The following is a 25,980-nucleotide window of genomic DNA, read 5'->3' on the forward strand; positions in this document are numbered from 1 at the left end:
GAGGAGAACATGCACGCGACATTCACAGAAGAGCAGCGCGAGGTCGAGCAGGCCGTGCGCGACATCGCAGGCGGCGAGAACGGCGCGGCGCGGGCCGCCCTGGACGCCCCGTGGTCACCCCCCGCCATGGATGCCGAGCTGTTCGGCGGTTTCGGCGTGCTCGGCGTGCCCGAGTCGATCGGAGGCGTCGGCTCCGACCTTGTCGATCTGCTCGTCGCGGTCGAGGTTCTCGGCGAGACGCTCGCGCCCAGCCGCTTCCCGTGGCATGCGGCCGCGGTGCAGCTCCTCTCGGGCGGCCCGGTCGTCGACGACGCGATCCTGGGCGGCGAGGTCGTGCTCGCGCCGGCCGTGGACGCGCGGCCCGGGTGGACCGGCACGGGGATCGCGCGCAGTCTCGTCCCCTATGCGGCGCACGCGGATGCCTTCGCGGTCGTCGACGGCGATCGCGTGTGGTCCGCATCGGCGGTCGCCGTGCGCGAGCGCGAGTCGTTCGACCCCTCCGTCCCGCTCGCCGACGTGGAGTTCGCCGAGGCGGGGGCCGATCCGCGTCCGCTCGCGCGTGGTCTCGAGCGCGCCACGCTCGTCGTGGCGGCCCAGCTGTGCGGTGTGGCGCAGGGCGCGATCGATCTCGCGGCCGGCCAGGCGCGCACCCGTCAGCAGTTCGGCAAGGCGATCGGCTCGTTCCAGGGCGTCGCCTTCCAGCTCGCCGAGGCCGTGACCGCGCGGAAGGCGGCCTGGGACCTCACGATCTACGCGGCCTGGGCGGTGGAGAACGATCGCGACGATGCGACGTCGCACGTGCACGCCGCAAAGGCCGCCGCAGGGAAGGCCGCGGTCTTCGCCGCCGAACGCTGCATCCAGGTGCACGGCGGCATGGGGATCACGATGGCCGCGGATCCGCACCTCTACCTTCGTCGCGCCTTCGTGCTCGACGCCATGCTCGGCCGGGGCTCCGTGCATCGGCGAGAGGTCGGGCGGCTGCGCGTGGCGGCACGCGCGTGATCGGCGTCGAGGTCGTCGGCGCGACCGCAACATACCGCCCAGTCGGGATTAACTGCACGCAATCGGAGGAGTCGCTGTGAAATTCGGAATCATGAACCTGTTCCCGCTCAGCGAGGGAGGGTCGGACCACCAGGTCTACCGCGACACCCTCGAAGAGATCGAGCTCGCCGACGAACTCGGGTTCGACTCGGTGTGGCTCGCGGAGCATCACTTCTCCAAGTACGGGATCCTCGGCAACCCTCTGAACTTCGCGATGGCGATCGCCGCGCGCACGAAGAACATCTCGATCGGGACGGCCGTGCTCGTCCTCCCGCTGCACGACCCGCTCCGACTCGCCGAGGACATCGCCGCCCTCGATGTGATGTCGCAGGGGCGCGTGAGCATCGGTGTCGGGAGGGGGTATCAGCCCACCGAGTTCTCGGGCTTCGGAATCCCGATCGAAGAGTCGAAGGTGCGCTACAACGAGACGCTCGACGTGCTGCGGCTCGCGCTGTCGCAGGAGAACTTCTCGTACCACGGCGAGATCCTGCACTACGAGAACATCACGACGTACCCGCGTCCGTACACGCCCGGGGGCCCCACGATCCTCCAGGGAACGGTCTCGCCCGACAGCTTCCGCGAGCGCGGCGCCGTCGGCGAATCGATCATCACGTCGCCCAACTTCACGCCGCTGGGCATCATGCAGAAGAACTTCGCGCTGTACCGCAACGCGATGATCGAGAACGGGCACGACATCACGCAGTACGACGTGCCGTTCATGCAGCAGGTGTGGTGCGGAGAGGGCGAACAGGGCCTGCAGGCCGCGGCCCAGGCCGCGATGAACTACTACAAGTCCGTCGGCAAGGTGATCCCCGGCTCCGAGCAGGCGATGGAGGCCGAGAAGGCGTACTACGAAGCCGTCGCCCGCAACATCGACATGCTCACGCTCGAGCAGACCCTCACGCACGGCGGCAACTTCGGCTCGCCCCAGCGCGTCATCGAGACGATCGAGCAGCTGCGCGATCAACTGGGCATCAACCACTACATCGGGTGGCTGCGCATCCCTTCGCTCGACCGCACCGCTGCGCTGAAGTCGATGGAGGAGTTCGCGACCACCGTGATCCCGCACTTCCGGGCCGAGTCCGCTTCGTCATCGGCGCCGTCGCCGAGCGAGGTGTTCGCCGGGTGAAGATCAGCTGCTTCCTGAGCGCCCAGTTCGAGCCGGGCGCGTCGGCCGTCGCCGGTGTCGACCAGGTTCTCGCTCAGGCGACAGCGGCAGAGGACGCGGGGTTCCACGCCGTCTACCTCGGTCATCATTACCTGGCCAAGTCCGCCTTCGTCCAGCCGGTCCCGCTCGCGGGATATCTCGCCGCCGCGACGTCGCGCGTGCGCATCGGCTTCGGCGTGCTCCTCGCTCCGCTTCTCAACCCGATCGCGCTCGCCGAAGACCTCGCCTCGCTCGACGTGCTCTCCGGTGGGCGACTCACCGTGGGCATGGGCGCCGGGTACCGCAAGCGCGAGACCGAGGCGTTCGGCGTCGCCTGGGACGACCGGCTCACGCGCCTGCGCGAGTACGTTCCGCTTCTGCGCGCGCTGTGGCGCGGGGAGGAGCTCGACCTCGAGGGCACGTGGGGGAGCGCGCCGCGCGCCTCGCTCGCCCTCCGCCCCGTGCAGCCCGGCGGCCCGCCCATCTGGATCGGAGCGTTCGCCGAGCCCGCGATCCGTCGCGCCGCGCGACTGGATGCGCCGTGGCTCATCGGTCCCAAGGGCACCGAGGACGAACTCGCCCGACTGCTCGGCATCTACCGCGGAGTGCTCGAGTCGCGCGGCGCTTCCCTCGAGCGGGAGTACCCCCTGAGCCGCGAGGGATTCGTCGCCGACTCGCGGGCGGCGGCGTTCGACAGGGTGCGCCCCCACCTCGAGCGGCAGTACGCGGGATACAAGTCGTGGGACGACGCGCAGAAGATCGATGTCGAGCGCTATCTCGCCGAGGACTGCCTCGTCGGAACCCCCGAGGAGATCGTCGCGAAGCTGCGGCGCTGGGAGGACGTCCTCGGCATCACCGAAGTCACGCTCCGGCTCCAGTTCGTCGGCGCGAGCCACGACGAGACCATGGACCAGATCCGTCGTTTCGGCGCCGAGGTCATCCCGCGCGTGGAAGCGCCCCGTGAGAGCACGGTCGTGCGATGACCGGCGCGTCGAACCTCGCGACCATCATCGAGGCGCGGGCAGCGGAGCGCGGCGACGCCCCCGGACTCTTCGATGAGAACGGGCGCAGCTGGACGTTCGCGCAGATCGATCTCCTCGCCGGCGGTGTGGCCGAGTCGCTGCGCGCGAAGGGCGTCGGCGCGGGCGACCGCATCGCGTTCTACCTGACCAACGGCCCGGACGTCGTGTTCTTCCTCTTCGGCGCGTGGAAGATCGGCGCCATCCCGGTCACGATCAGCAGCCTCTACAACGCGTCGGAGCTCGCGGATGCCGTGCACAAGACGTCGCCGCGGATGCTCCTCGTCGACGCCCGCGGTGCGGAGGCGGCCCGCTCGGTCGGCGCGGACACCGCCCTCCCGATCCTCTCGATCGATGCCTCTGTCGCCGGAGTCGAGACCCTCGCCTGGGGGCAGGAGGCGCGCGTCTCCGGGCCCGCCGTCGCCGACGAGGCCGAGGCCTGCATCCTCTTCACCGGCGGGACGACGGGTCGGCCGAAGGCCGTCAGCGTCACGCACGGCGGAACCTTCGGCTCCCTCGCGCGTCTCGCGCAGGCCTCCTCGCGTTCGGCCGAGCAGGGGACGGCGGCGCCGGATGCCGCCCCCAACCTCATCGCTCTCCCGCTGTTCCACTCCGGCGGGCAGCATGCCCTGCTCTTCGCGTTCTACGTCGGCCGCCCCGCGGTCGTCTGGGAGCGTTTCGGCGTGGACCGCCTCGCCGCCCTCATGGAGCGCTTCCGCTTCGACAACTTCTTCCTCCTGCCCACGATGGTGTTCGACATCGTGCACGCCGAGCGCGAGCTGCCTTTCGACGATGTGAAGTCGGTGCTCGTCGCCGGGCAGGCCATCTCGTGGACGCTGCGGCGCGAGTTCGAGGAGCGATACCGCACCCCGATCCTGGTGAACTACGGCTCGACCGAGTCCGGCCACATCGCGGGCTGGACGGGCCGAGACATGAAGGCCGGCCTCTGGAAGCCGGGGTCGGCCGGACGCGTCTACGACGGCGTCGAGCTCGAGGTGCGCGCCGACGACGGCTCCGTCGTCGCCGACGGAGGAGAGGGCGAGATCGTCGTGCGCTCCGAGCTCACGCGCGGCTACGTCGACGACGCCGAGGCGTCGGCCGAGCTCATCCGCGACGGCTGGGTGCACACGGGCGACGTCGGCCACGTCGACGAGGACGGCGTGCTCTGGCTGTCGGGCCGCAAGCGCGACATGATCAAGTGCGGCGGATTCCAGGTGTGGCCCGAGGAGATCGAGGACGTGCTGCGGGAGCATCCCGCCGTCGTCGACGCGCGGGTGCTCGGAGTGCCCGACGACCGTCTCGGTGAGATCCCGGTGGCCGTGATCGTGCGCTCGCCGGAGGGGGCCTCCCGGCCCGATGACGACGTGCGGGCCGAGCTCGTCGCGTTCTCCCGCGAGCGGCTCGCGCACTTCAAGACTCCGCGGCGGGTCGAGTTCGTCGACGAACTGGAGCGGAGCGAGGCCGGCAAGGTCAAGCGCGTCGCGATCGCCGGACTGAGCGGGGGAGACGCATGAAGTTCGGGATCATGGCGTCGCACCAGTATCCGCACGACGACGACCTCAGGACGCGACTGGACGAGCTGTTCGGCACGGTCGAGCTCGCGGCCGAACTCGGCTACGACTCGGTCTGGACGATCAACCACTTCCAGTCCAACCTCGCCACCCCCCAGCCCATCTCCATGACGGCGAGCCTGCTCGCCCGCTCGGGCGACATGACGGTGGGCACCGGCATCCTGCTGATGCCGATGTTCCACCCCGTGCACATCGCGGAGGAGTTCGCGACGCTCGACCACCTCTCCCACGGGCGTGTCGTGCTCGGCGTGGGAGCCGGCTATCGCGACAACGAGTTCGCGGCGTTCGGCATCGACCCGGCGACCCGCTTCCGGCGGCTCGACGAGAGCGTGCGCGTCATCCGTGCGCTGTGGTCGGGCGATCCGGTCACCTTCCACGGCCGGCACGTGTCGCTCGACGACGCGTCGATCGGCATCCGTCCGCTCACGCCCGGAGGTCCGCCCATCTGGATCGGCGCGGGCGGGCGCAAGGCGGTGGAGCGGGCCGCGAGGCTCGGCGACGCCTGGTACGCGCCGGGCAACTCGCCCAACCCGCGGTACCTCCGCGAGCACACGCAGGTGTACGACGACGCGCTCGTCGCGGCCGGCAAAGACCCCGCGGCCGTTGAGCGGCCCGTCGGGCTCGAGCTGTACTGCGCCCCGACCACGGAGCGCGCGATCGAAGAGGCCCTTCCGTACGCCCGCCGGGAGTACTCGACGTATGCCGAGTACCCGGCGCTGCGGTGGCAGCGCGATCGCTTCGACGAGCTCGTGGCCAACACGCTGCTGCTCGGATCGCCCGCTGCGCTCATCGAGCGCATCGAGGCGCTCCGCGCTCTGGGATTCACCCACGTCATCTTCCGGCCGGGATGGCTGGGGATGCCCGTCGAGAAGGTGCGCGACTCGCTGCGCCTGTTCGCCACAGAGGTCTTCCCGGCATTCCGGTGAGACGCAGAACCACCACCGACCAGAAAGAGTGAGGAACACCGTGAAGAAGTCCGAAGCAGATCTGCTCGAACACCAGTGGGACGTCGAGAACATGGAGACCGATCCCGAGGTGCTCGCGCGCTACGTGCGCTATCACGTCGACGAGGAGCGCGCCGTCGCGACGATCACGTTCGACCGGCCCGACCGGCTGAACGCGATCCCCGTCGCCGCCTTCGAGCGGGTCGGAGATCTCGTGCGCGAGGCTGAGACCGACGACCGTGTCAAGGTCATCGTCTTCACCGGCGAAGGCGACCACTTCGGCACCGGCGCCGACGCGGCAGAGCTCGGGCACTACATCGGCTACCGCAACGGCACCGACAAGGAGTCCCGCCGCCGGCCGTCGCAGCGCCAGCGCATCCTCGCCGACCGCAATGTGCTGAGCTCGGGGTTCACGCGCCCCATCATCGAGTCGCTCAAGGCGACGATCTGCCAGGTGCAGGGGTACTGCTACGGCGGGCACTTCCAGATCGCCCTGTCGGCCGACATCGTGATCGCGACCCCCGACGCCAAGTTCACCCATCCCGCGTTCCGCTACCTCGGCCCGGCGCCGCAGGACATGTACCACTGGATCGAGAAGGTCGGCCTGACGACGATGAAGGACGTCATGCTGACGATGCGGGCCATCGGGGCCGAGGAGGGCGAGCGCAAGGGGCTCGTCACCAAGGTCGTCGAGCGCGATGAGCTCGAGAAGTGGGTCGCCGACTACGCGGCGGCGATCGCGGTCATGCCGCTGGACTCGCTCATGATGGGCAAGTCGATGATGCAGGTGCTCATGGAGGCCCGCGGCAAGGGCCTCGGCGCCATGACCGGATGGGTCGGCCACGGGTGGGCGACGAACGTGTCGTTCGAGGAGGGCGACTGGAACTTCCTCAAGGAGCGTCGCGAGAAGGGCATCGGCCAGGCCCTCGCCGATCGCGACCGCCTCGTGGCGCCCTACTTCCGGCTCAGCGACTCCCGCTCGCGCGAGGATGCCGAGGGGTGAAGTTCGGCATCCTCCTCGACCACCAGTACGCGCGGGACGACGATCTCGGCCGACGCTCGGGCGAACTGGTGGAGTTCGTCCAGCACGTGCGGGACCTGGGATTCGACTCGCTCTTCGGCATCCACCACTACCTGTCGTCGCTGCGCACGCACCAGCCGCTGCCTTTGCTGTCGCGCCTCATCGACCACTCCGGAGACATGTCGCTGGGCACGGGCATCCTGATCCTCCCGCTCGGGCACCCCGTCAGCTGGGCGGAGGAGATCGCGACGATCGACCAGATGTCGGGCGGGCGGTTCATCCTCGGCATCGGGTCGGGGTATCGCGACGACGAGTTCTCCTCGTTCGGCGTGGATCGCCGCACGCGCGTCTCGCGCATGAACGAGTCGCTCGAGGTGATGCAGAAGCTGTGGACCGGAGAGCCGGTCGTGCACCACGGCCGCCACTTCACGCTCGACGGCGTGCGCAGCAGCATGCTGCCCGTGAACCCCGGAGGGCCCGAGGTGTGGGTGGGGGCGAACGGTCCCGTCGGCATCACGCGGATCGCACGGCAGGGTCTCGCCTGGCTCGCGCCGTCGAACGTGCGCCGCAACTGGGCGGTCGGCAACCTCGCCGATTACCGCGCCGAGCGGACTGCGGCGGGGTTCGACGATGCCGGTGCCACCTTCCCGATCCACCGCGACCTGTGCGTCGCCGACGACTTCGACGAGGCGTGGTCGATCGCGGGCGAAGGCGTCGCGCGGTCGTACGGGGAGTACGTGCAGTACGGGATGGACTACTTCGAGACGCAGTGGGAGGGGATCAAGCACAAGGCCCTGTTCTTCGGGTCGCCCGACGACATCGCCGCGAAGGTCAAGGACTTCTCGGATGCCGGGTACAACCACTTCGTCTTCCGGATGCAGTGGCTCGGCCTGCCGATCGAGGAGTCGATGCGGATCGCCGAGCGGTTCGCGCGAGAGGTCATGCCGAGGTTCCGCACATGAAGATCGGACACATCATCGTCCCCGCCGGCGACCTCGATACGCAGGTCGCCTTCTACACCGCGCTCGGTCTCACGCTGCGGTTCCGCGACGGCGACCGGTACGCCGCTCTCACCGACGGCACCACCACGCTCGCCCTCGCCGATGCGTCGCAGCAGCCCGTGCCGGGCGCGGTCGTGGTGAGCATCGCCGTCGACGACCTGGACGGGTTCCTCTCCGGCTTCGACGGCGAGGCCGGCCCGGTCGTGGAGGGCCCGCACGAGCGGACCGTCCTCGTGCGCGATGCGGCGGGCAACGCCGTCGTCGTGTACGCGAAGAAATCGGTCTAGAGCGCCGCTCACCCGGCCCCGGGCGCCAGGAGGCCGCTCTCGTAGGCGAGGATGACCAGCTGGGCGCGATCGTGCGCGTAGACCTTCGACATCACGCGGTTGACGTGGGTCTTCGCGGTGTGCGGTGAGATGTGCAGGCTGTCCGCGATCTCCTGGTTCGACAGCCCTCGAGCCACGAGGAGCAGGACTTCGCGCTCCCGGTCGGTCAGGTGCCGCAGCTGCGCGGGCACCTCGGCCGGCAGGCGGTCGGCGATCGCCGGGCGGGGCAGCACGTAGCGGGTGATCAGGCTGCGCGTCGCCGCGGGGGACAGGAGCGCATCGCCGGCGGCGACGGCGACGACCGCGGCGACGATCGCCTCAGGCTCGGCGCCCTTGCCGATGAAGCCGCTCGCGCCGGCGCGCAGGGCGGCGACGATGTACTCGTCCTCCTCGAACGTGGTCAGGATGAGCACCTTCGTCCCACCCAGCTCGGCACGAGCGCACATCGCCGCGGTGGCGGCGATGCCGTCCATCCGCGGCATCCGGATGTCCATCACGACGACGTCGGGCACGAGATCGACGGCCGCCTGCACACCGTCCTGCCCGTCGGTCGCCTGCCCGACGACTTCGACACCGTCGGCGTGCTCCAGGATCTGCACCACCGCCTGGCGGATGAGGGCCTGATCGTCGACCACCAGGACGCGGATCATCGTGCAGCCTCCGTGGTGCGCGGCAGCGTCACCGACACCCGCCAGCCTCCGGTCGCGAGACCGGCCTCGACCGTGCCGCGACGTGCTGCGACGCGCTCACGCAGCCCGATGAGCCCGAGTCCGGATCCGGTGCGCGCAGCGGCGGACGGATCGCGTTCGGCCGGCGCCGCGCCCACCGGGTTGGTCACGATGATGCGCACCGCGTCGTCGACGCTGAGCAGGACGTGGGCGCGATGCTCGGCTCCGTGCTTGTGCGCGTTGGTCAGAGCCTCCTGGATCACGCGGTAGGCGGTCAGTCCCGTCGCCTCGTCCATCCGGCTCGGGTCTCCCTCCGTGCGGATCGTCACCGCGAGACCGACCTCCGCGAACGTCTCGACGAGCTCCGGCAGCCGGTCGACACCCGGCTGTGGGGAATCCGGCGCGCCCGGAGCATCCTCGTCGGTGCGCAGCACCTCGAGGAGCGTGCCGATCTCGCCGAGGACGCTGTTCGCGGCGGAGCGGATGGTGCGCACGGCATCCTGGGCCGCCTCCGGGCGGCTCGGAAGAGCGGATGCCGCCACCCCGGCGTTCAGACTGATGACCGCGATCTGATGGGCGACGGCGTCGTGCAGATCGCGCGCGATCCGCAGGCGCTCCTCCGTGACCCGGCGTCGCGCCTCCGACTCGCGCGTCTGCTCCGCCCGTTCGGCGCGCTCGGTGATCGCGGTGATGTAGGCCCGGGCGGACCGTTCGGCATCGGCCGCAGCGGCGGCGAAGGCGATCGTGACGGCGACGGCGAAGATGCGCGTTCCCGGAATGCCTGCCATCGACGTCATCAGCGACATGATCACGACGACGGCGATCGTCGCCAGCGTCACCACGACGGTCCGGCGGCGCGTCGACCGGCTCGCCACGGCGAACACCGCGATGGCCACCGCGACGACGATGCCCGGCCAGAGGCGGCCCGCGAGTGCGGCGACGCCGTACAGCACGACGCACACCGTCAGGACGGCCAGCGGCGCCCGGCGCCGCAGCGGCAGCATGAGGGCGGGCGCCGCCACCAGCGCGAGCCCCGCGGCATCGGTCGGATGGAACTGGGCCTCCGGAAAGGGAACGAAGGCGGAACCGATCACCACGACGGCGGCGGCGAGGTCTCCGACCCACGCCGTCACCTTCGGCGGCAGCCCGCCGAAGGTGTGGGCGGACAGCGGAACGGGCGTCATGCGTCCAGTGTGGCGGTCATCGCGTCTCGCGGGATCATCCGGCAGCGGCATCCGCATACCGCGCCCGCGGTATGCAGGTGTCTCCGACAGGGCGACGCGGAGAACGGGTCGGCGCGGCGATGCTGGGTACCCACCCGCCCCGCACCCCTGTGAGGAGTCACATGGCCACCCCGATCATCTCGGTCACGGACGTACACAAGTCCTACGGCCGAGGTCAGAACCGCTTCGACGCGCTGAAGGGGGTGAGCTTCGACGTCGCCGAGGGCGAGAGCGTCGCGATCGTCGGCAAGAGCGGGTCGGGCAAGTCCACCCTCATGCACGTGCTCGCTCTGCTCGACGCCCCGACCTCGGGCTCGGTGCTGCTCGAGGGCGCCGAGACATCCCGGCTGCGGGGCGGTGCGCTCAACCGCACGCGCAACAAGACGTTCGGCTTCGTCTTCCAGCAGTTCTTCCTCACCGGAAACGCGACGGTGCTCGAGAACGTCATCCTGCCGCTCAAGATCGCCGGCGTCGGACGCGCCGAACGCCGACGTCGCGGGATGGCGGCCCTCGCCCAGCTCGAACTCGACGACAAGGCGAAGAACAAGGCCGTCAACCTCTCGGGGGGTCAGAAGCAGCGGACGGTTATCGCCCGCGCGCTGGTGAACAATCCGCGCATCATCTTCGCCGACGAGCCGACCGGCAACCTGGACAGCGCGACCGGAGCGGTCGTGGAGGACATCCTGTTCGGTCTGAACCGCGAGCACGGAATCACGCTCTTCGTCGTCACGCACGACGAGGACCTCGCCCGTCGCTGCGATCGGCGTCTCTTCATTCGCGACGGCCTGCTGGTCGAGGACTCCGCGGCGGTGGCATCGTGAAGACCCTCGACCTGATCGGCACCGCCGTCGCGAACACCTTCCGCTCCAAGACGCGCACGATCCTGACCATCCTGGCGATCTTCGTCGGAGCATTCACCCTGACTTTGACCAGCGGCCTCGGCACCGGCATCAACGCCTACATCGACGACACCGTGACCGCGATCGGCGCGAGCGACGCGATGACGGTCACCAAGACCGCCGATTCCCTGACCGGCGTCGCCGCCGACGGGCCGGTCGAGTACGACCCCGACGCGGTGGCGAGCACGCAGCCCGGCCCTCCGGGATCGACCGTCGTGGCCCTGCGGCCCGACGACCTCGATACGCTCGCCGGCATCGACGGCGTCCTGGACGTCCAGCCCACGCGCACGATCAGCCTCGACTACATCCAGGCGGGGGACGGGACGAAGTACGTGATCGGGGTCGGCGCCCTCATCGCCGGCCAGACCATCCCGCTGGCCGCGGGCTCCGAGCCCGACGACGGCTCGGACGAGCTGCAGCTGGTGCTGCCGGTCGACTTCACCGAGCCGATGGGTCTGGGAGATGCGGAGGAGGCGATCGGCCAGACCGTCTCGCTCACGCTCACCGACGCCGAACGCACCCAGCACGTGGTCGAAGCCACCGTGGTCGGGGTCGCCGAGGAGGGACTGGCGTCACCGTCGGGCGCCGCCGTCGTGCCGAACGAGGCGCTCAGCGATGCGTTGTTCGACGCGCAGAGCATCGGCCTGCCCGCCGATCAGGTGGAGCGGTACGCCCAGGCGACGATCCGCTTCGATCCGGAGGCGACCGACGACGACATCGCGGCGCTGAAGGACCGTCTGGCCGATGAGGGCTTCACCGGCTCGACGGTGGCCGATCAGCTCGGCGCGTTCCGCACCGTCATCGACGGGATCGTGCTCGTGCTGAACGCGTTCGCCGTCATCGCCCTGCTCGCCGCGAGCTTCGGCATCGTCAACACCCTGCTCATGTCGGTGCAGGAGCGCACGAGGGAGATCGGGCTGATGAAGGCCATGGGCATGGGCAACGGCCGCGTGTTCAGTCTGTTCAGCTTCGAAGCCGTGTTCATCGGGCTGCTGGGCAGCGCGATCGGCGTGGCCGTGGCGGTGGTCGCCGGCGTCGGCATCAGCTCGGCGCTCGCCGACACCCTCCTGGCCGACCTCCCGGGGCTCACCCTGATCGCCTTCGATCCGCTGTCGATAGGCGTGATCATCGTGATCGTCATGGGGATCGCGTTCCTCGCCGGAACGCTGCCCGCCGCCCGGGCGGCGCGCGCCGATCCCGTGGAGTCGCTGCGGTACGAGTGACCCGCGGCGGCCCGATCCGCACGCGCGGATCGGGCCGCCCCGTCGCTCCGCGGGATGTGCGCCGACGGGTCGTGCGCGATCGGGCTCAGTCGGCCTGATCGCGCCGCCGCAGCGCGGAGAGCATCTCGTCGGAGCCCTCCGGTCCCTGCGTCGCGACATGCGCGACGAGGGTCTCCCACTCCCGTGCCCAGGCGACGTCGCCCCCGTCCGACGAGCCGCGGGCCAGCGTCAGCATCCGCTGCACGGCGGCGGGATCGTGCCGCGCGATGCTCTCCGCCACGCCCCGAGCGCACTCGGCGAGCGCCTCGTCGTCGACGACCTCGCTCACCAGGCCGTGGCGCAGCGCGTCGTCGGCCGACCACGTCTCGCCGGTCAACAGCAGGCGCCGCGCAAGGGAGGGGCCCACGGCAGCCGGAAGCATCGCGCTCGACCCCCATCCGGGAACCTGACCGACCCGGATGTGCCGGTCGCCGATCCGCGCACTCCGCGCGGCGACGGCGATGTCGCACGCGAGGAGGAGCTCGAGACCGCCGGCGAACGCGGCGCCGTTGACGGCGGCGATCGTGGGCACGGATGCGCGGCGGATGCGCTGGACCAGTGCGCGTCCGCGTTCGAGGAACGCCAGCAGCGCCGGAGGATCGGCCAGGAGTCGCGTAGCCTCGGTGAGGTCGGCGCCCGCGCAGAACGTGGCGCCGGAGCCGGTGAGGATGAGCGCGCGCACGCCGGGGTCGTGCGCGCGCTCCGTCCACTGCTCGAGCAGCTCCATGACCTCGGAGCTGCACGCGTTGCCCGCTTCGGGCCGGCGGAGGCGGGCCCAGAGGATCGCGCCGTCGCGCTCGAGCTCGACGGCGCTCATCGCAGGCTCACGCAGAGCTTGCCGAACGCGGCGCCCTCCAGCATCCGCCGCACCTGCAGCTCGGTGTCCGCAAGGTCGACGACGCTGTCGACGACCGGCGTGATCCGATGCTCGGCGACGAAGGCGACCATCCGGTGGAACTCCTCGAGGGTGCCGGTCGTGGAGCCGCGGAGCGTGAGCTCGCGGGCGAACATGCGGCCGAGGTCGATCGCCCCGGTGAAGCCCGTCGACGATCCGCACGTCACGACGCGGCCACCGACGCGCGCCGACGCGAGGGAATGCCCGATCGTCGCGGCGCCCACCGAGTCGATCACGACGTCGACGAGTTCGGGCACCCGCGCTCCGGGCGCGATCGCCAGGTCGGCGCCGATCCCGAGCGCCCGCTCGGCCTTCTCCGGAGAGCGAGAGGACACGACGACGGTCGCTCCGGCCGCCGAGGCCAGCGCGATCGCGGCCGTCGCGACTCCTCCGCCGGCTCCCTGCACGAGCACCGTCTCGCCGGCTCGCAGGTCCGCCTGCGTGAAGAGCATGCGGTACGCCGTGAGCCACGCGGTCGGAAGGGCGGCGGCCTCGGCCCAGGAGAGATGTGCGGGCTTGGGGGCGATGCCGGCCGCCGGCACGGTCGCGACCTCGGAGAGGACGCCGTGGCCGAGATCGGAGACGAGCGTGCCGTGCGCGACGTTGCGGCCGGGGTCGGCGAGCGCCAGCACGGGGTAGACGACGACGTCGGCTCCGCCGCTCGTCCCGGCGCAGTCGCTGCCGATGACCGTCGGCCCGTCCGCCAACGGCACGGCGCCGCGCAGCATCCAGACGTCGTGCATGTTCAGGGCGCCGGCATGCACCTCGACCTCGACCCAGCCGTCGTCCGCCGTCGGGGCAGGGAGCTCGCCGATCGAGACGGCGCCCGCCGGATCGTCGGCGTCGGGCGCGGTGACGAACGCGGCCCTCATGCGCGGTCCGTCCCGGCGGGTTCGTCCGGGGAGTTCCAGAACGCGACGTCCGACAGCGGTGCACGAGGGGCCGGGTGGAACTCGAGGCCCTTCGTGTGCGCCACCGGGAGGAGCGTGATGGGGCGCCAGTCCTCGGGAAGGCCCAGGGCGTCGCGCACCGCGTCGGCCCGGTGCGCGAGAGCGGTGGCCATCACCGATCCGAGGCCGCGCGAGCGCAGGGCGAGGGTGAACGACCACGCGAACGGGAAGATCGAGCCGTAGTACCCGGATGCCGTGCCGCCGACCGCCTCCTCGGGGACGGGCTTGAGCGAGCACAGGATCACAAGGACGGGCACCTCGGTCAGATGGTCGACGAGGAACTTCACGCCGCCGAGGATGCGCGCCTGGCGATCCGCCGTTTCACGATCGGGGCGCGTCGAGGGCGACAACCGGGTCACGGTGGCGGCCTCGTTCCGGGCGAGCGGTCCTTCGACGGTCTCGAACCAGATCTCGGTGTACAGCGCGGAGATGCGCTCCTTGAGCGACGGGTCGTCGACGCACACGATGCGCCAGTGCTCGAGGTTCGACCCCATCGGCGCCTGCTGGGCGATCCGCAGGCACTCCTCGACGACGCCGCGGCCGACCGGCCGGTCGAAGTCCATCCGACGGCGCACCGCCCGGGTCGTGGTCAGCAGTTCGTCGACATCGGTGATGACGGGCGCGCTCATGCCGGCGCCCCCGACAGCTCTGCGAACGGTCGCTCCGCATAGGGGAGCGGAGCGCCCCACGCGTTGAGGTACGACACCGCGTTCACCGGCTTGCGCGCGACCGGGCGGAAGGACAGTCCCACGGTGTAGGCCACCGGCAGCAGCGTCACCTGGACCACGCCGTCGGGGATGCCGAGCAGTCGCGCGATCTCGGCGGCATGGTGCAGGTGCAGCGAGGTGATGCAGGTGCCGAGTCCGCGGGCCCGCAGCGCCAGGTTGAACGACCACACCGCCGGGTAGATCGATCCGTAGAGTGCGGATGTCGTGCCCGGCCCGCCCGCGGCCGGGTCGGGCCGTGTGGCGCAGGGGAGCACGAGGTACGGCGCACGCCCGATGGTGGTGGCCAGGTGCTCGGCGGCGTCGAGGATGCGGCGCGTCCGCTGATCCAGGGCGCCGTCCCGGCCGACGCCGCCCAGGCGCCCGCGCACCTCGTCGTCCTGCGCGCCGGATCCGCCGTGCAGGGGAGCGAGAACATGCTCGGTGAACGCCCGGAGGTAGTACTCGGCGATCTTCGCCTTCAGGCCCGGATCGTCGATCACGATCCACCGCCAGTCCTGCGCGTCGCCGCCCGTCGGAGCCTGGAGGGCGAGCTGGATGCACTCGCCGATGACGTCGAGGGGCACGGGCCGGTCGTAGTCGAGGCGCAGCCGGATGGATCGGGTGGTGGTGAGGACCTCGGTGAGGTCGGTCAGCGGCACGGCTGAACCTGCTGCGCTCACGGGGATCTCCGTCGATCGGTCACGCGGACGGGCATACCTACTGGTTGGAATGTATCGACACTTCCGCGCAGATGCAATCGCCGACGGGCTCCTCCGTCTGCAAGCGCTTCCGGAAATCCGTACGCCGCGACCGCGGGTCTGCACTAATGAGCGCATTCTCATCCTGCAAGCGCTTGCATTAACTCTCCCGCCGGAGGTAGCGTCGCCAGCACGCACTGATCGGGCACGTCGCCGTGCCCTCTTCCCCCGGGAGCTCCGTTGTCGAAGCCGACCACTGCCCGCCGCCTCATCGCCGGTCTCACGACCGCCCTCCTCGCCGTCACGGGCACCGTGGCGATCACGGCCCCCGCCGCCGCCGCCGACCGGCAGTTCGTGCTCGTCGGAACGCTCCAGAGCGAGCTCGGCTGTGCGAGCGACTGGGACCCCGCGTGCGATGCGACGCGACTCACCGAGTCCGACGACGACGTCGTCTACTCGCGGACCTTCGAGGTGCCCGCCGGCACCTATGAGTACAAGGTCGCCGTCGGCGGCGGCTGGGACGAGAGCTACGGAGCCGACGGCACCGCGGGCGGCACGAACATCCCGCTCACGATCGAGGGCCCCGCCACCCTGCGCTTCTCGTTCGACGACGTGAGCCACCGCATCGCGATCGACGTGGAGTCGCTCAGCGCGGGCTACACCGCGGCCGACGATGCGCTCGTCGCCGATCCGGTGCGTCAGGCGGGCGACGGGCAGCAGTTCTACTTCGTCATGACCGACCGCTTCGCCAACGGCGACGCCGCGAACGACACGGGCGGACTCGAGGGCGACCGCCTCGCGACGGGTTTCGACCCGACCGACAAGGGCTTCTTCAACGGCGGCGACCTGGCCGGCCTCCGGGCGCAGCTCCCGTACATCAAGGGACTCGGCACGACCGCGATCTGGCTCACGCCGAGCTTCAAGAACAAGCCCGTGCAGGGCGTCGGCGCCGATGCGAGCGCCGGATACCACGGGTACTGGATCACCGACTTCACCCAGATCGACCCGCACCTCGGCACGAACGCCGAGCTCGAGGACTTCATCGGCGAAGCCCACGCCGAAGGCATCGACGTCTACTTCGACATCATCACGAATCACACGGCCGACGTCATCCGCTACGAGGAGAACCAGTACGGGTACATCTCGAAGGCGGCCGAGCCCTACCGCGACGCCGCGGGCGTCGAGTTCGATCCGGCGACCTACGCGGGCACGGACGACTTCCCCGCCCTCGACGCGGCGACGAGCTTCCCCTACACGCCCGTCGTCGAACCGGCCGAGGCCGACGTCAAGGTCCCGGCCTGGCTGAACGACGTGACGCTGTACCACAACCGCGGCGACTCGACCTTCGCGGGGGAGTCCTCGACGTACGGCGACTTCGTGGGCCTGGACGACCTCATGACCGAGCACCCCACCGTCGTCGACGGCTTCGCCGACATCTACAAGGCGTGGATCGACCTCGGCATCGACGGCTTCCGCATCGACACGGCCAAGCACGTCAACTTCGAGTTCTGGGAGACCTGGTCCGAAGACGTGCTCGACTACGCCCATGCACAGGGCAAGGACGACTTCTTCATGTTCGGCGAGGTGTACGACGCCGACCCCGCCCTGCTCGCTCCGTATGTGCGCGACACCGACATGAACTCGGTGCTCGACTTCGCCTTCCAGTCGGGTGCGGAGAGCTTCGCGAAGGGCCAGCCCGCCAAGGTGCTGCAGAACCTGTTCGCGGGCGATGACCGGTACACGACATCCGATTCCTCCTCCACGGCGCTGCCCACGTTCCTCGGCAACCACGACATGGGCCGCATCGGCGCGAAGCTCGCCGGCACGACCGACACGCTCGCGCGCGATCAGCTCGCGCACGACCTGCTGTTCCTCAGTCGCGGTCAGCCCGTCGTCTACTACGGCGACGAGCAGGGCTTCGCGGGAGCGGGCGGCGACAAGGACGCGCGCCAGTCGCTGTTCGCGACCGAAGTCTCCGACTACGCGAACCAGAACCTCGTCGACGGCACGCCCGCGGGCAGCGTCGACCGGTACGACACCGATTCGACGCTGTACACGCACATCGCCGACCTCGCCGAGCTCCGCGAGGCGCACCCGGCCCTCGTCGACGGCGCGCAGATCGAACTCCACGCCGACGCCGCAGCCGGCGTCTACGCCTTCTCCCGCGTCGACCGCGCGGAGGGCACGGAGTACGTCGTGGCGCTCAACAACGCGACCGCCGAGAAGACGGTCGACCTCACGACCCTCACCGCCGGCGCCACCTACCAGGCGGTCTACGGCGACGCGGGCGACGTGACGACGGATGCCTCGGCCGACGCATCCGTCACCGTCCCCGCGCTCTCCGCCGTCGTGCTGAAGGCCGATCGCGACGTCACCGCTCCGGATGCCGCCGCATACCTGGCCGTCACCGTGCCGGCCGCCGGCGCCGCGCTCGCCGGTTCGACCCCCGTCTCGGCGACAGCCGACGCGTCGTGGCGCGAGACGAGCTTCGCGTGGCGCGTGGTCGGCTCCGACGAGTGGAACGCCCTCGGAACCGCGGAGGACACCACGCCGCGCGTCTTCCACGACGTGGGCGACCTCGCCGCCGGAACCCTCGTCGAGTACCGCGCCGTGTCGACGGATGCCGCGGGCCAGCGCTCCGCCGCCTCCACGTACGGCTCCGTCGGCAACCGCGTGAATCTGGGCGTCGAGCCGGAGGAGCCCGAAGAGCCGGTCGACCCGAACGAGCCGACCGATCCGACGCCGTACAGCGCGGTCAGCATCCCGGGCAACCTGAACACCGAGTTCGGGTGCGGGGCCGACTGGGATCCCGCGTGCGACCAGGCGCAGATGGAGCTCGTCGACGGCGCGAACGGCGTCTGGCGTCTGCAGATCGCAGACCTCCCGGCGGGTGACTACGAGTTCAAGGTCGCGACCGAGAAGTCGTGGACCGAGAACTACGGAGCGAACGGTTCGCTCAACGGCACCAACATCCCCCTGACCCACGCCGGCGGACCGATCACGTTCTACTTCGACCCCCGGACGAAGGTCGTGCAGACGAACCCGCCAGGGCCGGTCGTGACCCTCGCGGGATCGTTCCAGACCGAACTCGGCTGCAGCGGCGACTGGGCACCCTCCTGCCACACCGCCCTCATGTTCGACGGCGACGGCGACGGCGTCTACACGTACGCCACGAACAAGCTCCCCACGGGGGCCTACGAGACCAAGGTCACGCACGGGCTCGGCTGGGATGAGAACTACGGGGCCGACGGCGTCCCCAACGGCGGCAACATCCCGTTCTCGGCGACCGAGGGAAAGCTCACGGTCTTCCGCTACACGCTCGCGACCCACATGCTGAGGATCGTGGTCACCGATCCGCCGCTCCCGGGCACGGGGGAGTCGCGCGCGCACTGGATCGACGCCGACACGATCGCCTGGCCCGCAGACCTCGGGTCGAGTGCAGCGACCGAGTGGCAGCTGTACTCCTCGGCAGAGGCATCGCTGGCCGTCGCCGACGGCGCCGTGACGGGCGGGGACGACCCCGTCACGCTGACCGAGATCGATGGCGGGCTCACCGACGACCAGAAGGCGCGCTTCCCCGCGCTCGCCGCCTACACCGCCCTGCGGGTCGACGGTCAGGATCGCGCGGCCGTCGCCGAGCTCCTGCGCGGCCAGCTGAAGGTCGCGCAGCGCAGTGCCTCGGGAGCGCTGACGGCGTTCACCGGCGTGCAGATCCCCGGTGTGCTCGACGACCTGTACGCCGACGGCGTCTCGGATGTCGACCTCGGCGTGAGCTTCGACGGCAAGAAGCCGACGTTCCGGCTCTGGGCGCCCACGGCGCAGTCCGCCTCGCTCCTCACCTGGGACGCCGGCTCGGAGGGCGAGCCCACGCGCCACGCGGCCACGCAGGACGCGGCATCGGGCGCATGGACCGTGAAGGGCCGGTCCGACCTCAAGGGCGACGAGTACCTGTGGGAGGTGGAGGTGTACGCGCCTTCGACGGGCGCCGTCGAGACCAACACCGTCACCGACCCGTACTCCGTCGCGCTCACCCTCAACTCCACGCGCTCGGTGGCCGTCGACCTCGACGACAAGGCGTGGCAGCCGAAGCAGTGGGCGAAGACGAAGGCCCCGGTCATCGATCGGCCGGTCGACCGCTCGATCTACGAGCTGCACATCCGCGACTTCTCGATCACCGATGAGACGGTCCCCGCTGCGGAGCGCGGCACGTACCTCGCGTTCACGCGTGACAGTGCGGGCACGCAGCAGCTGAAGCAGCTCGCGGCCGCCGGCATAAACACCGTGCACCTCCTGCCCTCGTTCGACATCGCGTCGATCGAGGAGGACCGTGCGGCGCAGCAGACGCCGGCCGGCGACCTGTCGTCGTTCGGGCCGGCATCCGAAGAGCAGCAGGCTGCCGTCGAAGCGGTCGCCGACACCGACGGATTCAACTGGGGCTACGACCCGTACCACTACTCCACCCCCGAGGGCTCGTACGCGACGAACCCCGATGGCGGAGCGCGGGTGGGCGAGTTCCGCTCGATGGTCGGAGCGCTGCACGGCATGGGCCTGCAGGTCGTGCTCGACGAGGTCTACAACCACACGGCCGAATCCGGTCAGGGTGAGCGCTCCGTGCTCGACCAGGTGGTGCCCGGCTACTACCACCGCCTGAACGCGGCAGGTGCGGTCGAGACCTCCACGTGCTGCCAGAACATCGCCACCGAGCACGAGGTCGCGCAGAAGCTCATGGTCGACTCGATCGTGATCTGGGCGCGCGACTACAAGGTCGACGGATTCCGCTTCGACCTGATGGGCCACCACTCCAAGGCCAACATGCTCGCCATCCGGGCCGCGCTCGACGAGCTCACGCTGAAGGCGGACGGCGTCGACGGGAAGAAGATCTACCTCTACGGCGAAGGCTGGAACTTCGGCGAGGTGGCCGACAACGCCCTCTTCGAGCAGGCCACGCAGGGGCAGCTCGGCGGCACCGGCATCGGCACGTTCAACGATCGGCTGCGCGACGCCGTGCACGGCGGCAGCCCGGTCGACAGCGGATCGACGTTCCGGCAGGGCTTCGGCACCGGACTCGGAACCGATCCGAACGGAGACGTGATCAACGGCACGCCCGAGCAGGCGCTCATCGACCTCGCGAAGCAGACCGACCTGGTCAAGCTCGGCCTCGCGGGCAACCTGCGCGACTTCTCGCTGACGACCGCGGACGGCAGCGTCAAGAAGGGCTCCGAGCTCGACTACAACGGCCAGCCGGCCGGCTACGCCGACCAGCCCGACGAGGTCATCAGCTACGTCGACGCGCACGACAACGAGACGCTCTACGACCTCTCCGTGCTCAAGCTGCCGACCGACACGACGATGGCCGACCGGGTGCGGATGAACACGCTGTCGCTGGCGACCGTGACGCTCTCCCAGACTCCGTCGTTCTGGCACGCGGGCACCGAGCTGCTGCGTTCGAAGTCGCTCGACCGCAACAGCTACAACTCGGGCGACTGGTTCAACCGCATCGACTGGACCGGACAGGAGTCCACGTTCGGCTCGGGTCTGCCGCGCGCGGCCGACAACGGCGAGAAGTGGGGCATCATGGCGCCCCTCCTGGCGAACCCCGCCCTCAAGCCCGGAGCCTCCGACATCGCGGCGGCCGAGGCATCCGCTCTCGACCTCCTGAAGGTCCGCAACGAGGTCCCCCTCCTGCGGCTCGGATCGGCGGAGCTGATCTCGCAGAAGGTGAGCTTCCCCAACAGCGGTGCCGGCGCGACGCCGGGTGTCATCGTCATGCTGATCGACGATCTGCTCGGCGACGACATCGATCCCGAGCTCGAGGGCGCCCTCGTCGTGTTCAACGCATCGCCCGAGGCGACGACGCAGACCGTGGCCGGGTTGGCGGGGCGCGGATTCGCGCTGACGCCGGCTCAGGCGAACGGGTCGGATGCCGTGGTGAAGACCACGACGTGGGATGCCGCGACCGGCACGGTCACGGTGCCCGCCCGATCGGTGGCCGTGCTCGTCGACGCGGCACCGCAGTCCGTCGACACGGCGGTCGTCGCGGGGCCGAACAAGCTGCTCGCGAAGTACGGCTCGACCGTCAAGGTCACGGGCAAGATCGTCGCGGAGGACGGCAGCGCACCGGTGGGCACCGTCACGGTGACCGACAACGGCAAGGTGATCGCGACGGCCCCGCTCGCCGCCGCGGCGAAGGGCAAGGTCGACATCGCGCTGCCGAAGCTCGCACGGGGCATCCACCTCATCCGCGTGTCGTTCACGGGCGCGGACGGGTGGAACGACTCCCGAGGCATCATTCCGCTGCCGGTGTTCGTCTACTGACAGTCGTGGGTGGGGCTACCAGGGCCGGCTCTGCGCGAAGTCCCACCCGCGCGTCACATTGAGGCTTTCGCCGCCCCGGGGGTGCGGTGGAATCACGGCGACCCGCGCGCGCCGAGCCTCGACACGGAAGACGTCCTCGAACCCCGGCTCCGCGCCGGAGACGTCGAGTGCGGTGAGCTGCACGTCGGCGAACTCCCAGCGGATCGCGGTGTGCTGCACCTGACCGGGGCGCACGACCTCGAGCGTCGCCTGGGCGAATCGGCGGCCGGTGACGATCGCCTCGAACACGAGCGGTGTCGCCGTGCTGGTCGGTGCGGTCACGACGAGGGGATCCGGTGTCGCTCGTCCTCTTCCCGCACCCCCGCCCTGGTGCACGGCTCCGGCGCCGTCGACGCCCCAGCTCGCCCGAGTCAGCTCGATCCACTGCTCATGCCCCGTGGCTGAAGAGGGGCCCGGGATCCCCGGCAGCTGAAGGAAGATGTCCACCACGATGTCGGCCTTTCGTCGCCGCGTTCCCCCGGCGTCAGCCTGGCACTCGGCATCCGACTCCGCCAGGGGAGGAACGCGCTCGCCGTGTGGGACGCGGGTGCACGCCGCAGAGAGGGCGATCCCCCGCCGACCCGATCGGCGGGGGATCGCGGCGGCACCCGGGGCGGGGCCGCGAGGCGGGCGGACGTGCAGACGACGTCACAGCCCGCCGGGGGAGTCCGGGTCACAGCACCAGGACGATCCCCAACCCTGCCGTGGGCGACACGACGGAGTCGCCCGCGTACGTCGCCGTGATCGCGCGGATCCCTCGCGTGAGCTTTCCGATCGCGATCTTCGCGACGCCGTCGACCGCGGTGCCGGTGAAGGTCTTGCCGCCGACGGTGACCCTGACCTCGCCGGTCGCCTTCGCTCCCCCTGTCGACACGATGCGCACCGTGACGGTGACCTTCGAGGTCGTGGTGGCGAGCGTCGGTGAGGCCACGACCGACGCGATGGAGATGCGGCGCACGGTGACAGGCGCGCTGTCGGCGGTGGCGGATGCCGCGTCCTGCGCCGCCGTGACGCGCACCGAGAGCGGGCGACCCTGGTCGGCGACGGCCACGCGGTACGTGCTCCGGGTGGCGCCCGCGATCGGCGCACCGTCGCGGAGCCACTGGTACGAGAAGCCGACGGCCGCTCCGCCGACGCCGGGCGTCCAGGTGCCCGGCGTCGCCCTGAGCGTCGTGCCGACGTCCGGAGCGCCCGAGAAGGTCGGTACGGCGGTGTTGAACGGCACGAGCAGATCGGCGATCGAGAACAGCGTCGTCGTGCCCGAGACCTCGTTGCCCACCGCGAGCAGCGGCTCACCCGTGGCCGACGACGCGGCGGGGATGAACGCGATGCCCTCCGGTCCGAGATCGCCCGCCTCCGACGATTCGGGGTCGGCGGCGAAGTCGCGGTTGTTGACATAGGTGACGAAGCGGGATGCCGCAGGGTCGGTGATGTCGAACACGACGATGCCGCCGACGCGTTCGAAGCCGAGGAACGCGTACGTGCGGCCGCTCAGCGTGCCGATCGCGACGCTCTCCGGCTCGGGGCCCTTGTCGTCGCTGCGTCCCTCGAGGTTCGCCTCGGTGTGGTTCGAGTTGAAGAACTGCGGGATCGCGGCGTGGGTGATCCGCTCGAACGCGTCGCCCGAGTCGAAGACCTGCGTGCCGTCGGTCGTCCAGATCGAGAACGAGCGCCCGCCGAACGCGTAGAGCTCGGAGTAGCAGCCGTTCGCCTCGTCGAAGCCGAGCTCCTTCGTGACGTTGAGGCGTCCGAGGTCGCCGTCCTTCTGGAACGGCGCGAGCGCGCTGTCGGCGCAGACCGGGCCGAAGCCGTCCTTCGCGAGGTCCTTCACCCGCACGGGCTCGACGTAGTCGCCCCACTCGCGGGCATCGCCCTCGTTCGCCGAGACGAGATAGGTCGTGCCGTTCGCGACGTACGACGCGATGGCGTCCGGCATGAAGACGCCGTGCAGGCCCGGGTAGGTGCGGATGCTGAACGTCGGCGCCCCGTTCGGGTCGCGGTCGCTCGGGTCGATGCCGTTGCCGGCGAGTCCCAGGTCCTTGAAGCCGAGCGCCAGGATGTGCGTGACCGTCGCGGAGGCGAGGTCGACGACCGCGACGGCGTTCGCCTCCTGGAGTGCGACGTAGGCGATGCCGCCGTCGACGGCGACGTACTCGGGCTCGAGGTTGCGGCTGACCGGGAGGTCGTCGCCGTGCGGCCGCGGCCCGAAGACGCGGACGCCTTCGGGCAGCGTCTTCGGGCCGCCGGCCTCGAACGCGTGGAAGTCGGCGATGCGCACGGACTCCTGGGCGGGAGCGAGCTTCGCGGCGGGCAGGGTGATGACGGCGACCGAGCCCTCCGGGTCGGACGAGAAGTCGTCGGCCGGCTCGCCTTCGTTCGCGACGACCGCGTGCGTGCCGTCGGCCGAGATCGCGACCATGTCGGGCAGGGCGCCGACGGTCACCTCGCCGAGGACGGCCGTGGAGGCATCCGCCGCCGTGGCGTCGAAGAAGACGACGTGACCTGCGCCCACCTTGTCGGGTGCCTCGAAGGCGATCGCGCCGAGGCCGTCGGCGCGGATCGCGACCGAGTTGGCGACGCCGTCGGACGAGATCGAGAACTCCTGCGCGATCGCGGCGGGGTCGGAGTAGTCGAGCACGTCGACCGAGCCCGCTTGGGCGTTCACGACGAACAGACGATCGCCGTGTGCCTGCACGATCTCGGCACCGGAGACGTCGAACAGCCCCGTCTCGAACGTGCCGAGCGGAGACAGCGAGAGCGTCGCGTCGTCGGCGGAGTACGCGATCGGATCGGCGACGATCGCCGCGGTGGCGACCGCGGGAGAGACCGCGAGGGCCGCGGTGAGGGTGGTCGCCGCGAGTACGGCGACGGAGCGGGGGAGCGAAGGCATCGGTGTCCTCGGGCGGGGAGGGGAGGGTCCGCGAGCGCGGTGTCTCCGTGGTACTCGCCGCCGATGTCATCGGGGTGAACGAGCCGCGAACGGTTGCTTCCCTGAACGTCCTCGCAAATGCTAGGACGTCCATGTAAACTGAGCATCGTGCCCACTGCGGCGCCGCTGAAACCTGCAGGATGCCCCACAAGGACGTGAATCCCATGAGCATGACCGCCACCGAGGTCTCTCCCCTCAGCCCCGACGACCGTGACGCGATCCTCGAGGCGGTGCGCGACTTCGCCCAGTCCGAGATCGCCCCGCACGCCCTCGAGTGGGATGAGGACAAGCACTTCCCCCGTGACGTCATCGAGCGCGGGGGCGAACTGGGCCTCGGCGGCCTCTACATCCGGGAGGACGTCGGAGGATCCGGCCTCAGCCGCGCCGACTCCGTCCTGATCGTCGAGGAGCTCGCCAAGGCCGATCCCGCGATCGCCGCTTACCTCACGATCCACAACATGGTCGCCTGGATGATCGACACCTACGGCTCGCAGGAGCAGCGGCACGCCTGGCTTCCCCGCCTGGTGTCGATGGACGCGCTCGGCAGCTACTGCCTCACCGAGCCGGGTGCAGGGTCGGATGCCGCGGCCATCACCACCTCCGCGATCCGCGACGGCGACGAGTTCGTGCTCACCGGCGTCAAGCAGTTCATCTCCGGCGGGGGTGAGGCATCCGTCTACATCGTCATGGCGCGCACCGGCGAGCCCGGCGCCCGCGGCATCTCGGCGTTCCTCGTCGAAGACGGGTCCCGCGGCCTGAGCTTCGGCGCGAACGAGAAGAAGATGGGCTGGAACGCGCAGCCCACCCGGCAGGTCATCCTCGATGAGGTGCGCGTGCCGGCGTCGGCCATGCTCGGCGAGCCCGGGCAGGGCTTCAAGATCGCGATGTCGGCGCTCAACGGCGGACGCATCAACATCGCGGCGTGCTCGCTCGGCGGCGCGCAGTGGGCCCTCGAGCGTGCGATCCGCTACGTGCACGAGCGGTTCACGTTCGGCGAGGCGCTCGCCGAGAAGCAGGCCGTCGTTTTCGCGCTCGCCGACATGGCGACCGAGCTCCAGGCCGCGCGCGCCCTCGTGCGCGACGCCGCCCGGGCGCTCGACGAGAAGGCCCCGGATGTCGCGATGCAGTGCGCGATGGCCAAGCGCTTCGCGACCGACGCGGGCTTCCGCGTCGCGAACGAGGCCCTGCAGCTGCACGGCGGCTACGGCTACCTGCACGAGTACGGCATCGAGAAGGTCGTGCGCGACCTGCGGGTGCACCAGATCCTCGAGGGCACGAACGAGATCATGCGCGTCATCATCGGCCGCGAGCTCCTCGGCTGACAT

20 protein-coding genes are annotated in these 25,980 nt (G+C 70.4%); 12 read left to right on the top strand and 8 right to left on the bottom strand.

The features are described 5' to 3' along the window. Positions 1-9: 9 nt before the first annotated feature. The 8 genes from B0B14_RS13020 to B0B14_RS13055 all read left to right on the top strand — a co-directional run bounded on the left by B0B14_RS13020 (position 10) and on the right by B0B14_RS13055 (position 8,031). Complete coding sequence (locus B0B14_RS13020) at positions 10-1,002, top strand: acyl-CoA dehydrogenase family protein (protein ID WP_076682441.1); 993 nt, start codon at positions 10-12, stop codon at positions 1,000-1,002. A gap of 76 nt (positions 1,003-1,078) precedes the next feature. Continuing rightward, entirely contained in the window at positions 1,079-2,170 is a 1,092-nt protein-coding gene (locus B0B14_RS13025) for an LLM class flavin-dependent oxidoreductase (RefSeq protein ID WP_076682443.1), read from the top strand. Further along, the gene (locus B0B14_RS13030; RefSeq protein WP_076682445.1) at positions 2,167-3,171 is read left to right on the top strand and encodes an LLM class flavin-dependent oxidoreductase; all 1,005 of its coding nucleotides are present in this window, start codon (positions 2,167-2,169) and stop codon (positions 3,169-3,171) included. The genes B0B14_RS13025 and B0B14_RS13030 overlap by 4 nt, the downstream gene beginning before the upstream one ends. Next, positions 3,168-4,721 carry a class I adenylate-forming enzyme family protein gene (locus tag B0B14_RS13035; RefSeq protein WP_076682447.1) on the top strand — a complete coding sequence of 518 codons (1,554 nt, stop codon included), beginning with the start codon at positions 3,168-3,170 and terminating at the stop codon, positions 4,719-4,721. Before B0B14_RS13030 ends, B0B14_RS13035 begins: the two co-directional genes overlap by 4 nt. Then, positions 4,718-5,704, top strand: coding sequence for an LLM class flavin-dependent oxidoreductase (locus B0B14_RS13040; protein WP_076682449.1), 987 nt, complete (start codon positions 4,718-4,720; stop codon positions 5,702-5,704). The genes B0B14_RS13035 and B0B14_RS13040 overlap by 4 nt, the downstream gene beginning before the upstream one ends. Before the next feature lie 40 nt (positions 5,705-5,744). Further along, entirely contained in the window at positions 5,745-6,725 is a 981-nt protein-coding gene (locus tag B0B14_RS13045) for an enoyl-CoA hydratase/isomerase family protein (RefSeq protein WP_076682451.1), read from the top strand. Beyond that, positions 6,722-7,705, top strand: a complete 984-nt coding sequence (locus B0B14_RS13050) for an LLM class flavin-dependent oxidoreductase (RefSeq protein ID WP_076682453.1) — start codon at positions 6,722-6,724, stop codon at positions 7,703-7,705. The genes B0B14_RS13045 and B0B14_RS13050 overlap by 4 nt, the downstream gene beginning before the upstream one ends. After that, positions 7,702-8,031, top strand: coding sequence for a VOC family protein (locus tag B0B14_RS13055; RefSeq protein ID WP_076682455.1), 330 nt, complete (start codon positions 7,702-7,704; stop codon positions 8,029-8,031). Before B0B14_RS13050 ends, B0B14_RS13055 begins: the two co-directional genes overlap by 4 nt. 8 nt (positions 8,032-8,039) lie before the next feature. On the opposite strand, the gene B0B14_RS13060 is transcribed toward B0B14_RS13055, so the two are convergent. Together B0B14_RS13060 and B0B14_RS13065 are read right to left on the bottom strand one after the other, a co-directional pair. Beyond that, on the bottom strand, positions 8,040-8,720 hold the full coding sequence (locus B0B14_RS13060; RefSeq protein WP_076682457.1) for a response regulator transcription factor: 681 nt from the start codon (positions 8,718-8,720) through the stop codon (positions 8,040-8,042). After that, the gene (locus B0B14_RS13065) at positions 8,717-9,922 is read right to left on the bottom strand and encodes a sensor histidine kinase (protein WP_076682460.1); all 1,206 of its coding nucleotides are present in this window, start codon (positions 9,920-9,922) and stop codon (positions 8,717-8,719) included. The genes B0B14_RS13060 and B0B14_RS13065 overlap by 4 nt, the downstream gene beginning before the upstream one ends. Before the next feature lie 161 nt (positions 9,923-10,083). Between B0B14_RS13065 and B0B14_RS13070 the strand changes: the two genes are divergently transcribed. Both B0B14_RS13070 and B0B14_RS13075 read left to right on the top strand, forming a co-directional pair. Then, positions 10,084-10,782 carry an ABC transporter ATP-binding protein gene (locus tag B0B14_RS13070; RefSeq protein ID WP_083710591.1) on the top strand — a complete coding sequence of 233 codons (699 nt, stop codon included), beginning with the start codon at positions 10,084-10,086 and terminating at the stop codon, positions 10,780-10,782. Beyond that, positions 10,779-12,083 carry an ABC transporter permease gene (locus tag B0B14_RS13075; protein WP_076682464.1) on the top strand — a complete coding sequence of 435 codons (1,305 nt, stop codon included), beginning with the start codon at positions 10,779-10,781 and terminating at the stop codon, positions 12,081-12,083. Before B0B14_RS13070 ends, B0B14_RS13075 begins: the two co-directional genes overlap by 4 nt. 85 nt (positions 12,084-12,168) lie before the next feature. Here the strand turns inward: B0B14_RS13075 and B0B14_RS13080 are convergent, their stop codons facing one another. Genes B0B14_RS13080 through B0B14_RS13095 form a run of 4 tightly spaced genes read right to left on the bottom strand, consistent with a single transcriptional unit; the run spans position 12,169 to position 15,354 of the window. Further along, positions 12,169-12,939, bottom strand: a complete 771-nt coding sequence (locus tag B0B14_RS13080; RefSeq protein ID WP_076682466.1) for an enoyl-CoA hydratase/isomerase family protein — start codon at positions 12,937-12,939, stop codon at positions 12,169-12,171. Then, a complete protein-coding gene (locus tag B0B14_RS13085) occupies positions 12,936-13,889 on the bottom strand; it encodes a zinc-binding dehydrogenase (protein WP_076682468.1) in 954 nt (317 codons plus the stop codon). The genes B0B14_RS13080 and B0B14_RS13085 overlap by 4 nt, the downstream gene beginning before the upstream one ends. After that, positions 13,886-14,596, bottom strand: a complete 711-nt coding sequence (locus B0B14_RS13090; RefSeq protein WP_076682470.1) for a nitroreductase family protein — start codon at positions 14,594-14,596, stop codon at positions 13,886-13,888. The genes B0B14_RS13085 and B0B14_RS13090 overlap by 4 nt, the downstream gene beginning before the upstream one ends. Next, on the bottom strand, positions 14,593-15,354 hold the full coding sequence (locus tag B0B14_RS13095; protein ID WP_218642086.1) for a nitroreductase family protein: 762 nt from the start codon (positions 15,352-15,354) through the stop codon (positions 14,593-14,595). Before B0B14_RS13095 ends, B0B14_RS13090 begins: the two co-directional genes overlap by 4 nt. 258 nt (positions 15,355-15,612) lie before the next feature. Here B0B14_RS13095 and pulA point away from each other — a divergent pair, with 258 nt between their 5' ends. Further along, complete coding sequence (gene pulA, locus B0B14_RS13100; RefSeq protein ID WP_179085322.1) at positions 15,613-21,687, top strand: pullulanase-type alpha-1,6-glucosidase; 6,075 nt, start codon at positions 15,613-15,615, stop codon at positions 21,685-21,687. A 15-nt stretch (positions 21,688-21,702) separates the two neighbouring features. Here the strand turns inward: pulA and B0B14_RS13110 are convergent, their stop codons facing one another. Further along, the gene (locus B0B14_RS13110; RefSeq protein WP_076682474.1) at positions 21,703-22,176 is read right to left on the bottom strand and encodes a type VI secretion system tube protein Hcp; all 474 of its coding nucleotides are present in this window, start codon (positions 22,174-22,176) and stop codon (positions 21,703-21,705) included. Positions 22,177-22,399: 223 nt separating this feature from the next. Beyond that, positions 22,400-24,616: a choice-of-anchor I family protein gene (locus B0B14_RS13115; protein WP_076682476.1), complete on the bottom strand. Its 2,217-nt coding sequence runs from the start codon at positions 24,614-24,616 to the stop codon at positions 22,400-22,402. Between the two features lie 209 nt (positions 24,617-24,825). Between B0B14_RS13115 and B0B14_RS13120 the strand changes: the two genes are divergently transcribed. Then, positions 24,826-25,977: an acyl-CoA dehydrogenase family protein gene (locus B0B14_RS13120; protein WP_372236648.1), complete on the top strand. Its 1,152-nt coding sequence runs from the start codon at positions 24,826-24,828 to the stop codon at positions 25,975-25,977. The last annotated feature ends 3 nt before the right edge of the window (positions 25,978-25,980 follow it).

The organism is Microbacterium sp. RU33B (genome assembly GCF_900155915.1).
In the GTDB taxonomy this organism is placed as follows: domain Bacteria; phylum Actinomycetota; class Actinomycetes; order Actinomycetales; family Microbacteriaceae; genus Microbacterium.